The sequence below is a fragment of the Citrobacter sp. BDA59-3 genome (assembly GCF_015167655.1).
GTDB classification, from domain to species: domain Bacteria; phylum Pseudomonadota; class Gammaproteobacteria; order Enterobacterales; family Enterobacteriaceae; genus Phytobacter; species Phytobacter diazotrophicus.
This window is the reverse complement of sequence record NZ_CP063427.1, coordinates 2252228-2266095: the sequence shown is the minus strand read 5'-3', so window position 1 is coordinate 2266095 and position 13868 is coordinate 2252228. Positions and strand designations below refer to the sequence as shown.

The window sequence follows — 13868 nt, the reverse complement described above, 5'->3', positions numbered from 1 at the left end:
TCTCTATAAGCGATCGTACACAATTCTGCTGTTTCGCTTACTTTACGGGGCAGGATATGCCCCCCCTAAAGAGGTATCTTTGTCATTTATCAGCAATTTATTGGGCATCCCCCCGACTGAGATAAGTCTTAAAATGATTAAAATATGTTATCAATCGCAGACAAAAAAAGAGCGAGAATTGTCAATTAATGTCAAGAAAAGCCACCGGGATCCCTGGTTTTAATAGATAGTAACCCACGTTATTAATGTATTTGCATTGAACTTTGACTTAACTCCCTTATTTGAAAAGATATATGCTAAATACCATTATCGCTTAAAATAAAACCACGAGGTTAATTTTTATTCGATAATAAGTTTACCGCTTCGCTTTGACTAATTTCAGTACTCGGCTAGTTTTGAATACGAACACCGACGACATGAGATGCAAAATATGTCGTTTTATTTAAACAACGAAACTGGAGAAATAACATGGCTGAACATCGTGGCGGTTCTGGTAATTTCGCAGAAAATCGTGAAAAAGCATCCGAAGCAGGTCGTAAAGGTGGTCAAAATAGCGGCGGTAATTTTAAAAATGATCCGCAGCGCGCCTCTGAAGCAGGTAAAAAAGGCGGTCAACAAAGCCATGGCGGCGGCCGCAAATCGGGTGACTAATTTTTCACCGACCTATTAAGTTTAACGTTTGGTTTAATAGCAACACTGATAGCGAGTCGGTTTCGGCTCGCTATTATTTTCGCTGACCTCGAGGGTAATATTTATGCAGATCAATTCACTGACTGATTTCTTTATCCATGGCCTGTCTGATATTTACAGTGCAGAAAAGCAGCTCACTCGTGCATTATCGAAACTTGCCCGCGAATCATCGAATGCTGAACTCGCTGACGCGTTTAAAAAACATTATGAAGAAACACAGGGGCAAATTGAGCGTCTCGACCAGCTCATTGAAGCCGAACCGAATATCAAGCTCAAGCGTATGAAATGCCATGCGATGGAAGGGCTTATTGACGAAGCAAATGAAGTTATCGAAGCCACAGAAAAAGGCAGTGTTCGTGATGCCGGGCTTATTGCCGCTGCGCAAAAAGTTGAACATTACGAAATTGCTTCTTACGGCACGCTCTGTACGCTGGCAAGCCAGTTAGGGCTTAAAAAAGCCTATGACCTGCTTTCCGCGACGCTTGAAGAAGAAAAAACCACCGATAATCTTCTCACAAAAATTGCCACCTCATCGATTAATAAAAAAGCCGAAGGCAAATAGATGCCCTCGTAATGTATTCGCTTAATTTCACTTACTGGTAAGTAAAAATGACGACGATGAAAGGAAAAGAACATGACCCCACAAGAGAATTATCACGACTGGTTGCGCGATGCCCACGCGATGGAAAAACAGGCCGAATCCATGCTCAACGCCATGAGCAAACGTATCGATAATTATCCGGACTTGCGCGCGCGAATTGAACAACACCTGACGGAGACTCAGGGGCAGATCACCCTTCTTGAAGAGGTGCTTGATCGCAACGGCATCAACCGCTCCATCATGAAAGATGCCACCAGTAAAATGAGCGCCATGGGTCAGGCCGCGGGCGGCATGTTCGCTTCGGACGAGATCGTAAAAGGCGCGATTAGCAGCTACGTTTTCGAGCAGTTCGAAATCGCCTGTTATACCTCATTAATCAGCGCGGCAAAAAAGGTGGGCGACACCGCAAGCGTTGCGACCTTTGAGCAAATCCTCGCCCAGGAAGAGGCCATGGCCGATTGGGCACTTAAGCATCTGCCAGATGTGACCGAACAATTTTTACTGCGTGACGCCGCCGACGGCGTCGAAGCGAAAAAATAACACGACACATCAGGAGAGACTATGTTTCGACACGTTAAACAGTTGCAATATACCGTTCGCGTCAGTGAGCCGAATCCCGGTCTCGCCAACCTTTTACTGGAACAGTTCGGTGGCCCGCAAGGCGAATTAGCCGCAGCCTGCCGTTATTTTACCCAGGGGCTGGGGGATGATGATGTCGGTCGCAAAGAGATGCTGATGGACATCGCTACCGAAGAATTGAGCCACCTGGAAATCATCGGCTCTCTCGTGGGAATGCTCAATAAAGGCGCTAAAGGCGAGCTTGCAGAGGGGACGGAGAACGAAGCAGAGCTTTACCGTTCGTTAACGCAGAACGGGAATGACAGCCATGTCACCTCCCTGCTCTACGGCGGCGGCCCGGCTTTAACGAACTCTGCGGGTTATCCCTGGACGGCGGCGTATATTGACACCATTGGTGAAGTGACGGCAGATCTGCGTTCGAATATCGCGGCCGAAGCACGTGCTAAAATTATCTATGAGCGCCTGATTAACGTCACTGATGATCCGGGGGTGAAAGACGCGCTGAGTTTCTTAATGACCCGTGAAGCCGCGCATATGCTCTCCTTCGAGAAAGCGCTCTACTCGATTCGCAACAATTTCCCGCCGGGCAAATTGCCGCCTATCGAACAATACACCAACGTCTATTACAACATGTCCGAAGGGGACGACCCACGTGGCAGTTGGAATAGTGATGAAAACTTTGAGTACGTTGCCGATCCGCAGCCTGCTGTTGACGGTGGCGATGGTTTGGCCTCTGTCACGCTTAACAAAGAGCAACAGGCGCTGGTGAAAGCCATGGCTAAACGTACCCAATCAGACCCTTCTGTCGACCCCCTAACCGGTGCCGAACTCGGAAATGGGGAACCACAACCCAAATAACATCAGCAGTCGCATGCCTGTGTTATTCACCCCTTAGCCAAGGGGTGTTTTTTTGATAAGGGGATCGTGATGTTTGAATTAGATGCCTTTCATCTGGCAAGAATACAATTCGCTTTTACGGTCTCTTTTCATATTCTCTTTCCGGCTATCACGATTGGGCTTGCCAGCTATCTCGTGGTGCTGGAGGGGTTATGGTTAAAGACTAAAAATCCTGACTGGCGCGCCTTGTATCATTTCTGGTTAAAAATCTTTGCGGTTAACTTTGGGATGGGGGTGGTCTCCGGTCTGGTCATGGCCTATCAGTTCGGGACCAACTGGAGCGGCTTCTCGCAATTTGCCGGGAGTATTACCGGCCCCTTGTTGACCTATGAAGTACTAACAGCCTTTTTCCTTGAGGCCGGGTTTTTAGGGGTGATGCTCTTTGGCTGGAATAAGGTAGGCCCCGGTCTGCACTTCTTCGCGACCTGTATGGTGGCGCTCGGCACGCTGATGTCCACCTTTTGGATCCTGGCGTCCAATAGCTGGATGCACACGCCACAGGGGTTTTCGATTGTAAATGGTCAGGTGGTACCCACCGACTGGTTTAAGGTCATCTTCAATCCCTCTTTCCCTTACCGTTTATTGCATATGACGATTGCCGCCTTTTTAAGTAGCGCCCTCTTTGTCGGCGCCTCTGCGGCCTGGCACTTATTGCGTGGCAATGACACCCCTGCCATCAGAAAGATGTTATCGATGGCGATGTGGATGGCGCTGGTCGTCGCCCCGGTGCAGGCCTTTGTAGGCGATATGCATGGGCTCAACACCCTTGAGCATCAGCCGGCCAAAATAGCCGCCATTGAAGGACACTGGGAAAACCCGCCAGGCGAAGCCACTCCTTTATTACTTTTCGGCCTGCCGGATATGGAGGAAGAGCGCACACGTTACGCCGTTGCCATTCCCGCGCTGGGCAGTCTGATTCTGACTCACTCTCTCCACGACCAGGTTCCGGCGCTAAAAGACTTCCCGAAAGCTGACAGGCCAAACTCCACCATTGTGTTCTGGTCTTTCCGCCTGATGGTCGGGATGGGGCTGCTGATGATAGCGCTGGGTATTCTGTCGCTGTGGCTGCGATATCGACACCGCTTGTATACCTCAAGGCCCTTTCTGCACTTCGCGCTTTGGATGGGTCCGGCTGGCCTTGTCGCCCTGCTTGCCGGATGGGTGACAACGGAGTCAGGTCGCCAGCCCTGGGTTGTCTATGGCCTCCTGCGTACGATTGACGCCGTCTCGTTACACAGTACATTGCAGATGAGCCTGAGTCTGGCGACATTTATTATCGTCTACACCTCCGTCTTCGGTGTGGGATATGGCTATATCGCACGCCTGATTAAAAAAGGCCCGCAGCCGTGGGATGAGCACCCCACCGACGGCAGACCCGCACGCCCGCTCTCTGCGGCTGGCGAGAGCTTACAGACCGGGGAGAGAAAATAATGGGTATCGACTTATCGCTTATCTGGTTTGTCATTATTGTCTTCGCCACGCTGATGTATATCGTGATGGACGGCTTTGATCTTGGCATTGGCATTCTTTTTCCTCTGATCACGGACGAGGGGGAACGGGACGTCATGGTCAATAGCGTCGCACCGGTCTGGGATGGCAATGAAACCTGGCTGGTGCTCGGCGGTGCTGGTCTGTTTGGGGCCTTCCCCCTCGCCTACGCGGTGATCACCGACGCACTGGCTATTCCCCTGACGCTGATGCTCATCGGCCTTATTTTTCGCGGCGTTGCCTTTGAGTTTCGCTTTAAAGCGACACCCCACCATAAGCCCTTTTGGGACAAAGCCTTTCTTGCAGGGTCTTTACTTGCCACCTTTACGCAGGGGGTGGTCGTTGGCGCGGTGATCAATGGTTTTACCGTCACGGGTCGCGCCTTTAGCGGCGGCGCGCTGGACTGGCTTACGGCATTTAACCTGTTTTGCGGTCTTGGACTGGTGATTACCTATGGCTTGCTTGGCGCAAGCTGGCTGGTGATGAAAAGCGCGGGCGCGTTGCAACAAAAAATGCGGGTGGCCGCCAGGACATTACTTCTCGGTTTACTGCTGGCCATGGCGATTGTCAGTCTCTGGACACCACTCACCCACGAGGCGATCGCGGCGCGCTGGTTTAGCTTCCCTAACCTCTGGTTTTTTGCGCCCGTTCCGTTGCTGGTACTGATTTTAAGCGTGGGATTATGGCGTACTTTACATAACCCGCAACACCATACCCTGCCTTTTATATTGACCCTGGGGTTAATTTTCCTCGGTTTTAGCGGACTCGGCATCAGTATATGGCCAAATATTATTCCGCCTGATATTTCGCTATGGCAGGCGGCATCACCGCCGCAAAGTCAGGGATTCATGTTGGTGGGGGCGCTACTGATTATTCCCGTCATCCTTGTCTATACCTTCTGGAGCTATTATGTGTTCCGCGGGAAAATTGAACATGGGGAGGGTTATCATTGATGAACAGTAAACAAAGCGGCGCAGTGAAAAAAGTACTGTGGTTTATTTCACTGTGGTTTGGCAGTGTGCTGGCGTTATTTATCGCCAGCACACTGATTAAATTATTGATGACGATGGCAGGTCTGCATACCTGACGAAAGAGATGTGCTTACTGATCATCCGCTAATAGCATAATTAAGGTGCCTAATGAATAACTGGCGGCCTGTTTTATAACCGATTCACTGTCACCTTCAAAATGTTTTACTTTAGCGACAATGACAGTGTCAGGAAGTTGCCAGGCAAACCAGACCGTCCCGGCCGGGGTGCCATCTTCACCACCATCCGGCCCGGCATAACCGCTGACGGCCAGGCTGACATCCGCCCCGGAGTGGGCGATAGCGCCGGAAACCATCTCCTTCACCGTCTGTTCACTCACCGCGGTATGGGCTGAAATTGTCTCTTCTTTGACGCCCAGCACCTTGATTTTCGCGCCATCCGTATAGGTGATAAAGCCACAGCCATAAAACGAGGGCGTATCGTCAGAAGCACAGAGTGCCGAGGCGATTAACCCACCGGTGCAGGATTCGGCCGTCGTCAATCGTAACTTCTTTTCAGTGAGCAATCGCCCCAGTTCGTTGGCGATAGATAAAGCGGGTGTTGTCATTATTTTCCTCCTGTCATCCACATGGCGGTTGCGCAGGCAACCGCCGTTTCCCATCAGAGGGTTGCTTTTTCCGCGCTCAGGCCCGGCACCAGAATAACCTTACGGCACTCCTCCTGGCGCTTATCGAAGATTTCATAGCCCCGCGCCGCCTCTTCAAGGGGAAGATGATGTGTCACAATCTCTTCCGGAGAGAGGTGGCCCTGGTCGATAAGTTCAAGTAAATCAGGCAGGAAAGCATGGACGTGGGTTTGGCCCATTTTGAAGGTCAGCCCTTTATCAAAGGCATCGCCAAACATAAATCCGTGGATAAATCCGGCATAGACGCCGGGCACGCTGACAATACCGCCACGGCGCACGGCTGCGATGGCTTGCCGGAGGACCTTGCCGCTACTGCCTTCAATCTTGAGGTTGCTCATGACGGTCTCGGTCAGGCTGCCTTTCGCTTCAAAGCCAACCGCATCGATCACCGCATCGACACCGCGATGGCCCGCCGTGTTTTCAATGATCCAGGCGGCGGGATCATCATTCTTATCGAAATTAATGGGAATGGCGCCATAGCGTTGGTGGGCATACGCCAGCCGATAATCATTGTGATCAATGATAAAAATCTGCTCGGCCCCATTCAGTCGCGCACATGCCGCCGTCAGTAGTCCTACCGGTCCGGCGCCGTAGATGGCCACGCTTGAGCCTTTTTTTATCTCTGCGTTTTTCACAGCCTGCCAGGCCGTTGGCAGGATATCGGAGAGGAAAAGCACTTTTTCATCAGGCAAGTGTGCGGGGACTTTAAACGGCCCGGTGTTGGCTTTCGGGACGCGAACATACTCCGCCTGCCCGCCAGGAATACCGCCATAGAGGTCACTGTAGCCAAACAGGGCCGCGGGCGGCGTAATGCTCTTACGGTTCAGTGCTGCGCCCTTCCCGCTGTTAGTGTTTTCGCAGGCGGAGTATTGCTGCAGTCGGCAGAAAAAACAGTCGCCGCAGGCAATCACAAATGGAATAACAACGCGGTCGCCTTTAGTGACATTTTTGACTTCCGGGCCCGCTTCAACCACTTCGCCCATAAATTCATGACCAAAAATATCACCATGATGGGTGCCCGGTATTTTACCGTGATAGAGGTGCAAATCTGAGCCGCAAATAGCCGTTGCGGTTACACGCAGAATAATATCATCCGGGGCCTCAAGACCAGGGTCGGGCATCGTATCCACTTTAACGTTATGAGGTCCATGATAGGCGAGTGCTTTCATAGGCGCGTCTCCTGATTAACGGCTTTGAATAAACAGAACGGTAAGTTTTAGGTATTAATCTGAATTATCTGCCGCCTTTTATTAAGGCTGCATCGATTACGCTCCATCTTATTTACCGATTAAGAATATAAAGGATAGAACAAAAATTAAGTTTCCATTCATTGTTCCTCTCCGTAGACAATAAAATAAAAATAACAAGCGCAGCGGAATATGTCTTGAAAGCACCCGTCTGTTTATTCATCATGGCGAAAATGTCTGTTCTTTAATTGGCGGGCAGCTAATGAATCTTGCCGCTAAATACGCGAAAGACCCAGGTGTTATAGGCTAAGGTTATCGGCGCCAGCAGGCCAAAGCAGAGGAGAAGAAACTGTTGCGTCTTCACCGGTGCCGCCGCCTGTTGAATCAGGAGATTCACGGGCACAATAAAAGGGAACAACGTAAAGGCCAGCGCCGCGAACGCACAACTGACCAGTATCTGAATGGCCGCCATCGACAAGAACACATAGTGCCGTGAAAGGCTAATCCACAGCACCGCAAGCCCGGCAGCCGCAAGGGTTAACAGCGGCACCCACAGCCAGGGGTTGAGGAGATGCTGCCGCCAGGTCTCATGAAGAAAAATGGTCCAGACCAGTAACCCGATCACAAGAACCAGCGTCAGGGCGCTAAGCCAGGGAATAGCGCGCCTTGCCCGGTATTCCAGACTGCCCGTACAACGCCAGTTCAGCCATCCCGCCCCCATCAGGCAGTAACCCGTAATCAGGGCAATGCTGCAAAAGAGAGGGAAAGGGCTCAGCCATTCCCACCCCGTCCCGGTAAACTGTTGGCCGTCGTTGGGGAGTCCCATAATCAGACTGCCAACGATGACACCCTGAGAGATGCTTGCCAGTAATGAACCGCCCACCAGCATCGTGTCGAAGAAACGTGGCGCATAGTGCCGGTATTCAATGGCCATGCCGCGCGCCACAAGCGCCAGCAACATCATAAAGACCGGCACATACAGCGCGCTAAGCATAATGGCATAGGCCAGCGGAAACAGCCCCAGCAGGCCCCCTGCCGCCAGCACCAGCCAGGTTTCATTACCATCCCATACGGGCAATAAAGAGAGGTTAAGCTGATGGCGGGCGTCGGCATCGCACTGGAATGCGCATAACATGCCCGTACCTAAATCGGCGCCATCGAGTAAAACATAGACCCACAGGCTCCCCGCCAGCGCCGCAGCAGAGAGGGTCTGTAACCAGGGCAGCCCCAGAAGTTCACTCATTCTGCGCCCCCCTGCCCTGTACGCCTGGCGACATCCGGCATTGCCCCTTCTTCGTCCCGTTGCGGCGGGCGTGACAAAATGCGCAGCAAAAACCACAGCCCAAGCCCAAACAGTGCGAGATAGACCGTCACAATACACACCAGGGAACCCAGCACCAGCGATGGCGATACGGGCGAGGCGCTCTCAGCCGTGCGCAGCAGACCGTACACAGTCCACGGCTGTCGCCCGGCTTCGGTCACCACCCACCCGGCCAGCATGGCGACAAACCCCGCCGGGGCCATCAGCACCATCAGGCGAAGCAGCCAGCGTGCGTGAAACAGACGGCGACGCAGGCGCACCACCAGGCCGGCAACCCCGGCAAAGGTCATCAGCAGCCCCAACCCAACCATCACCCGAAACGACCAGAAGACCAGCGGAACCCAGGGCAACGTATCCTGGGGGTACTGATTGAGGCTATGAATTGTTCCCTGCAAATTGTGGCGCAGGTACAGGGAACCCACATCCGGTATCGCCACCTCATAGTGGTTGCGGCGGGCCGCCATATCCGGTATGGCAAACAGGCGCATCGGTTCGCCCTCGCCGGGCGGCGGCGGGTTCCAGTTGCCTTCGATAGCCGCCAGTTTCACCGGCTGGTGATCGCGCGTGTTTTCACCGTGCAGATCGCCCAATACGATTTGCAGGGGGGCCATTACGACCAGCATCCACATGGCGAGAGAAAACATATGCCGTGCCGCCGGATGGCGTGCATCGCGCAGCAAGTGCCACGCACCACAGGCTGCCACCAGGCAGGCGGTGCCGAGCATGGCGGCCGCGACCATATGCGCCATCCGCCACGGAAACGAAGGGTTGATAATCGCCGCCCACCAGTCGACAGGCTCAAAACGCCCCTCTGCACCTATCACAAAGCCATCCGGTGTCTGCATCCATGAATTTGCCGCGAGGATCCAGAAGGCGCTGAAAAACGATCCCAGCGCCACAATAGAGGTCGCCATAAAGTGGACCCACGGGCGCACCTTGCCCATTCCGAATAGCATAACCCCCATAAATCCGGCCTCAAGGAAAAAGGCCACCAGCACTTCCATATAGAGCATCGGGCCCAGCACGGCCCCCGTGCGGCTGGCAAGCCCGCTCCAGTTGGTGCCGAAGGAAAACTCCATCACCACACCCGTCACCACGCCAACCGCCACATTCAGGGCAAATATCTTGCTCCAGTAGCGCCACAGGCTCAGCCAGACCTGCTGCTTTCGCCAGAGCCACAGCCCTTCAAGTACCATCAAAAATTGCGCCAGCCCAAGGGTAAAGGCGGCCAGCACAATATGAAAACCGATGGTAAACGCAAACTGACCACGTGCCAGCAGCAGTGCGGTTTCCGGGCTCATGCTAGGCGTCGCTGGGTTTGCCGGTATATGAAGAGATGGGCTTATCGACCTGCTCCTCCATCCGGCGGGAAAAGGCCTTAAGCCCGTTAAGAACAGGCTGCAACGAGCGCCACAGGTCGTCATCCTGCAACATTTTCCAGACTCCCTGCACGCCGGGCGCCTTTTGCTCGCGGGTCTGTTCAGGCTGGCTCAGCGCATCCGCCATATCCCGCAGGCCAAAGGCCAGTTTATAGACCCGATCCGGCGGCAGAGAGGAGAGCGCCAGAACAATGACCGACACATTCTGGATGACATTGAGTGTGCCTTCCCGTTGCAGCCCCTTCACCAGAACCTGCGCGACCTCGTTATTCGCTGCCACCAGATCGTTGGCTAAACGCAATACGCCATGCTGGTGCAGGGTCTCCAGCAGACGTTCCAGTTCGTCGTGGGCGTCCGGCCCGATTTTTGCCGGTTCCGGCTGATACTCTATCGATTTCGCCATCAGAATCTCTCCGGATGTGGTTCATGCGCCGGTGGCTCGTCATAATCATCACGACGCCATTTCTCCTCCACGGGCACTTTGTTAATGGGGGTGCGCTTGCCGTGGCGGAAATTGTGTACGGGTAAGGGGCCAGGGTGAGCAGGCCGTTGCAGCGGCTGCAACTGAACGGCGATTTCTTTATAGGCAGGCGTATTCACCGCCGGATCGTGATGCTCGCCGGTCAGTTGATTAATCCCCGGCTTGCCCTGATGGATAGAGATGAAAAGCACGTTACCCTGCACCCGATCCGTCACGACAATCGGGACATCAAGCGTTCCCCTGCGCGAGCTCAGCCTCACCCAGTCGCCCTCATTCAGGCTGCGTCCCGCCGCCAGTTCAGGGCTCACCTCTACATACCATTCGGGCGAGAGGCTGCTCGTCCGTCCCCCTCTGCCGCTCTGGTTGGTCGACTGGAAGTGTTCAAGCATGCGGCCATTGTTCAGGATAAGGTCAAACTCGGCGTCAGCCTCTTCCGCAGGCGGCTGCCAGCTCAGGGGATAAAGACGGGCACGTCCGTCAGGGAATTTAAAGCGCTCGGTGTAAAGTAATGGCGTACTGACGCCCTCAGGGCTCACCGGCCAAATCTGTGATTTCCAGCCTTCCAGACGCGCGTAGCGGACTCCGGCAAAACTTTCGGCAATCTTTGCCACTTCGTCCATGATCTGCCCCGGATGGGTATAACCCCAGTCATACCCCATTTTCGCGGCCAGTTGCGTGAGGATAAGCCAGTCTGGTCGGCTGTCGCCGAGCGGCGGCATCACCGGATAAAACCGCTGGATGCGTCGCTCGGTATTGACGTAGGTGCCCTCTTTTTCCACGCTCGGGCACCCCGGCAATACCACATCGGCAAACTGCGCCGTGCGGCTGAGAAAGAGATCCTGCACCACCAGGAAATCGAGCTCCGTAAAGCCCTGATGCACATTGGTTGTGTCCGCGTCAGAAAAGGCGGTCTCCTCACCGATAACATACATCGCGCGAAGTTGATCGCTGGCCGCCAGCTTGACCATCATAAAATTGTCCTCACCCACGTCGAGTGAGAGTTTTTCTGGTGCCACGCCCCATGCCCGCGCCCACTTCTCGCGCACCTGCGGGTCACTGACCGATTCGTACCCCGGATAGAAATTTTTCAGGCAGCCGAAATCACTGGCCCCCTGTACGTTGTTGTGACCACGCATGGGGTAGCCCCCCGTTCCGGGGCGGCCATAGTTACCGGTCACCAGCAGCAGGTTGGACAACGCCGTACTGGTATCCGCGCCATGACTGTGTTGCGTTATCCCCATCGCCCACAGGATGCACATGCTTCCCGCCTGGCCTATCAGTTCCGCCGCTTCGCGCAACGTGTTTTCCTGGATACCGGTAATTTGCGCGGCATAGTCCAGGGTAAACGGGGCCAGCGAATGGCGATACGCCTCCACGTCATTCACGCGTGCGGCAAGAAACGCCTCGTCGGCATAACCGTGGTCAAACATGTAGCGTGACATCGCAGATGCCCATACCAGGTCGGTGCCAGGGTGGATACGCAAATGCAAATCGGCGCGTTCTGCCATCTCATGACGGCGCGGATCGACAACCAGCAATTTTTGTCCACGGTGTTTGCGGGCGGATTTCAGTTTCGAGGCAATAACCGGGTGGTTCTCTGCCGTGTTGCTGCCCACAATCACAATCAGTTCCGCCTGTTCCAGGTCGTGTATCGTGCCTGCATCGCCGCCATAACCTACCGTGCGAAAAAGCCCCTCCGTCGCCGGGTTCTGGCAATAGCGCGATGAGTTGTCGACACTGTTCGTGCCGATGATCAGTCGCGCGATTTTTTGCGTCAGGTAAGCCTCTTCATTGCTGCCTTTACTGGAGCCTATAAAGCCAATGCTGTCCGGCCCTGTTTCATCACGGATAGTCAGCAGGCGTTGCGCGACGAGGTTGAGCGCCTCCTCCCAACTTGCCGGGCGAAAACGGTCATTTTCGCGGATAAGCGGCGTGGTCAGGCGTTCCGGGCTATTGATGAAATCCCACGCGAACTTGCCCTTCACACAGGTCGAAATGCCATTCACCGGCGCATCAATCACCGGCTGAACTTTGAGGAGATGCCGGTCGCGGGTCCACATTTCGAAACTGCATCCCACGCCGCAGTAAGTGCAGACCGTCTTGGTGCGTTTGATCTCCGGCTGTCGCAGATGGGTATCAATAACCGAAATGCCGGAAATAATTTCTGCCCCGGTGGCATTCTCCAGCGTTTTGATAACATCAATCAGCGGACGTTTCAGGGACTGGCGCATTGAGGTGAACGGACCGGCATCGGGCTGCATGGTTTTTTCGAGCAGCGCGTTACACGGGCAGACCGTGACGCAGTGACCGCAACTGACACAGCTTGAGCCCGCGATGCGGTTACCGCCGTCCCATAACACGCGTGGATATTCCATTGTGTAATCGATGCTCAGCGTCTCGTTGACTTCAACGTTCTGGCAGGCCTCCACGCAGCGCCCGCACAGGATGCATTGATCGGGGTCATAGGTGTAAAACGGATTGGATTCGTCTTTCACATAAGGCTTGCGCTGGAAAGGGTAACGCTGGATAGGGATATGCATGTCCACCATGGTGTTATGCAGCGTGCAGTCACCGGTATTGTGTTCGCAGACGGTGCAATAGAGTTCATGCTTTGCCAGCAGGCGATCCATCCCCTCCTCTCTGGCGGCACGCGCATGTTGGTCGGCGCTATTGATGACCATCCCGTCCTGGCTGCGCAACGTACAGCCTCTGACCAGCGTCCCCTCCTGTTCAACCCAGCAGACATCGCAGGTTTGCAGCGGCTCCAGCGCCTGGTGATAGCAGACGTGGGGCAAGGTGATATGGCAGGCATCAAGAAAATCGATAAGCGGCATGTCCGCCGGGCCGACAAGGGCCTTGCCGTCGTAAATGACGGTACATTTTTGCAGGCTCATTTTGCTTCCTCAGACCAGTCATGTACGCGCACTCCCGTTTTGGTAAAATGCGTTACGTCTTATTCTGATGAATAACGCGTTTTTACTCACGCCATGGGTGACGTATCTGTTATGGCAGTTAAAAAGAGTTTTTGCTAAACCGAGTGGCAAAGCCGGGAATATTCCGTCTGTCTGTTTGTTGTGAAAAAATCGTAGTGAAAAAAACACTGTCGCTCTAAAAAAGAGTATGAGCAAACGTTACAAAACGAAGCGGTAAAATTGCGCCGGAGCAATAAAGAAAATGGTTTGTATTAGTTGGCCCGATATACTTTTTATCCGCATACGTTAATGCATCTGACTAGAGATACCCAAATCAGCTAAATGGTGCAGACAGGCCCACCCTCAGGGAAACGTATGACTCCCGTCCGCAACAAAGTCACAACTCATTGACTCTAAAATATAAAAGGCCACACAGCGTGGCCTTTAGACTCTTCTATTTTTTATCCGGATCGGGTTTTTTATCACCGGACTCTGGTGCTTCACGGGGATCATCTTTCTCAATATACAGCATAAAAACCGCCTCCTGTTTTCAATAAGAGATTAACTATAGATGGTCTCACGGAAAATAAACCAGGCGGCAGCGCCATGTTAAATCCAAAATACCGTTACGCTTGTTGAAGTATTGCATGAAGATTGCG

The 13868-nt window shown here is 53.5% G+C and carries 13 protein-coding genes; 7 read left to right on the top strand and 6 right to left on the bottom strand.

The features are described 5' to 3' along the window. Positions 1–468: 468 nt before the first annotated feature. The 7 genes from IP582_RS10680 to IP582_RS10650 all read left to right on the top strand — a co-directional run bounded on the left by IP582_RS10680 (position 469) and on the right by IP582_RS10650 (position 5342). On the top strand, positions 469–651 hold the full coding sequence (locus IP582_RS10680; RefSeq protein ID WP_039079287.1) for a general stress protein: 183 nt from the start codon (positions 469–471) through the stop codon (positions 649–651). Positions 652–754: 103 nt separating this feature from the next. Beyond that, positions 755–1252 (top strand): ferritin-like domain-containing protein, encoded by a 498-nt coding sequence (locus IP582_RS10675; protein ID WP_071194890.1) that lies wholly within the window; start codon positions 755–757, stop codon positions 1250–1252. Positions 1253–1324: 72 nt separating this feature from the next. Then, a complete protein-coding gene (locus IP582_RS10670; RefSeq protein ID WP_039079289.1) occupies positions 1325–1831 on the top strand; it encodes a ferritin-like domain-containing protein in 507 nt (168 codons plus the stop codon). A gap of 21 nt (positions 1832–1852) precedes the next feature. Then, positions 1853–2728 (top strand): manganese catalase family protein, encoded by an 876-nt coding sequence (locus IP582_RS10665; protein ID WP_193795915.1) that lies wholly within the window; start codon positions 1853–1855, stop codon positions 2726–2728. A gap of 69 nt (positions 2729–2797) precedes the next feature. Further along, positions 2798–4198 (top strand): cytochrome ubiquinol oxidase subunit I, encoded by a 1401-nt coding sequence (locus IP582_RS10660; RefSeq protein ID WP_039079291.1) that lies wholly within the window; start codon positions 2798–2800, stop codon positions 4196–4198. Beyond that, on the top strand, positions 4198–5208 hold the full coding sequence (gene cydB, locus IP582_RS10655; protein ID WP_193795914.1) for a cytochrome d ubiquinol oxidase subunit II: 1011 nt from the start codon (positions 4198–4200) through the stop codon (positions 5206–5208). Before IP582_RS10660 ends, cydB begins: the two co-directional genes overlap by 1 nt. Then, positions 5208–5342, top strand: a complete 135-nt coding sequence (locus tag IP582_RS10650) for a DUF2474 family protein (protein WP_193795913.1) — start codon at positions 5208–5210, stop codon at positions 5340–5342. Before cydB ends, IP582_RS10650 begins: the two co-directional genes overlap by 1 nt. Before the next feature lie 14 nt (positions 5343–5356). Here the strand turns inward: IP582_RS10650 and IP582_RS10645 are convergent, their stop codons facing one another. The 6 genes from IP582_RS10645 to fdhF form a co-directional block, all read right to left on the bottom strand. Next, positions 5357–5851: a 2-oxo-tetronate isomerase gene (locus IP582_RS10645; protein WP_193795912.1), complete on the bottom strand. Its 495-nt coding sequence runs from the start codon at positions 5849–5851 to the stop codon at positions 5357–5359. Positions 5852–5904: 53 nt separating this feature from the next. Beyond that, positions 5905–7098, bottom strand: coding sequence for a zinc-dependent alcohol dehydrogenase (locus IP582_RS10640; RefSeq protein WP_193795911.1), 1194 nt, complete (start codon positions 7096–7098; stop codon positions 5905–5907). A 277-nt stretch (positions 7099–7375) separates the two neighbouring features. Continuing rightward, a complete protein-coding gene (locus IP582_RS10635) occupies positions 7376–8359 on the bottom strand; it encodes a cytochrome d ubiquinol oxidase subunit II (protein WP_193795910.1) in 984 nt (327 codons plus the stop codon). Then, positions 8356–9738, bottom strand: a complete 1383-nt coding sequence (locus tag IP582_RS10630; protein ID WP_079496599.1) for a cytochrome ubiquinol oxidase subunit I — start codon at positions 9736–9738, stop codon at positions 8356–8358. Before IP582_RS10630 ends, IP582_RS10635 begins: the two co-directional genes overlap by 4 nt. Before the next feature lies 1 nt (position 9739). Then, complete coding sequence (locus tag IP582_RS10625) at positions 9740–10219, bottom strand: DUF1641 domain-containing protein (RefSeq protein WP_193795909.1); 480 nt, start codon at positions 10217–10219, stop codon at positions 9740–9742. Beyond that, entirely contained in the window at positions 10219–13191 is a 2973-nt protein-coding gene (gene fdhF, locus IP582_RS10620) for a formate dehydrogenase subunit alpha (protein WP_193795908.1), read from the bottom strand. The genes IP582_RS10625 and fdhF overlap by 1 nt, the downstream gene beginning before the upstream one ends. Between the last annotated feature and the right edge of the window lie 677 nt (positions 13192–13868).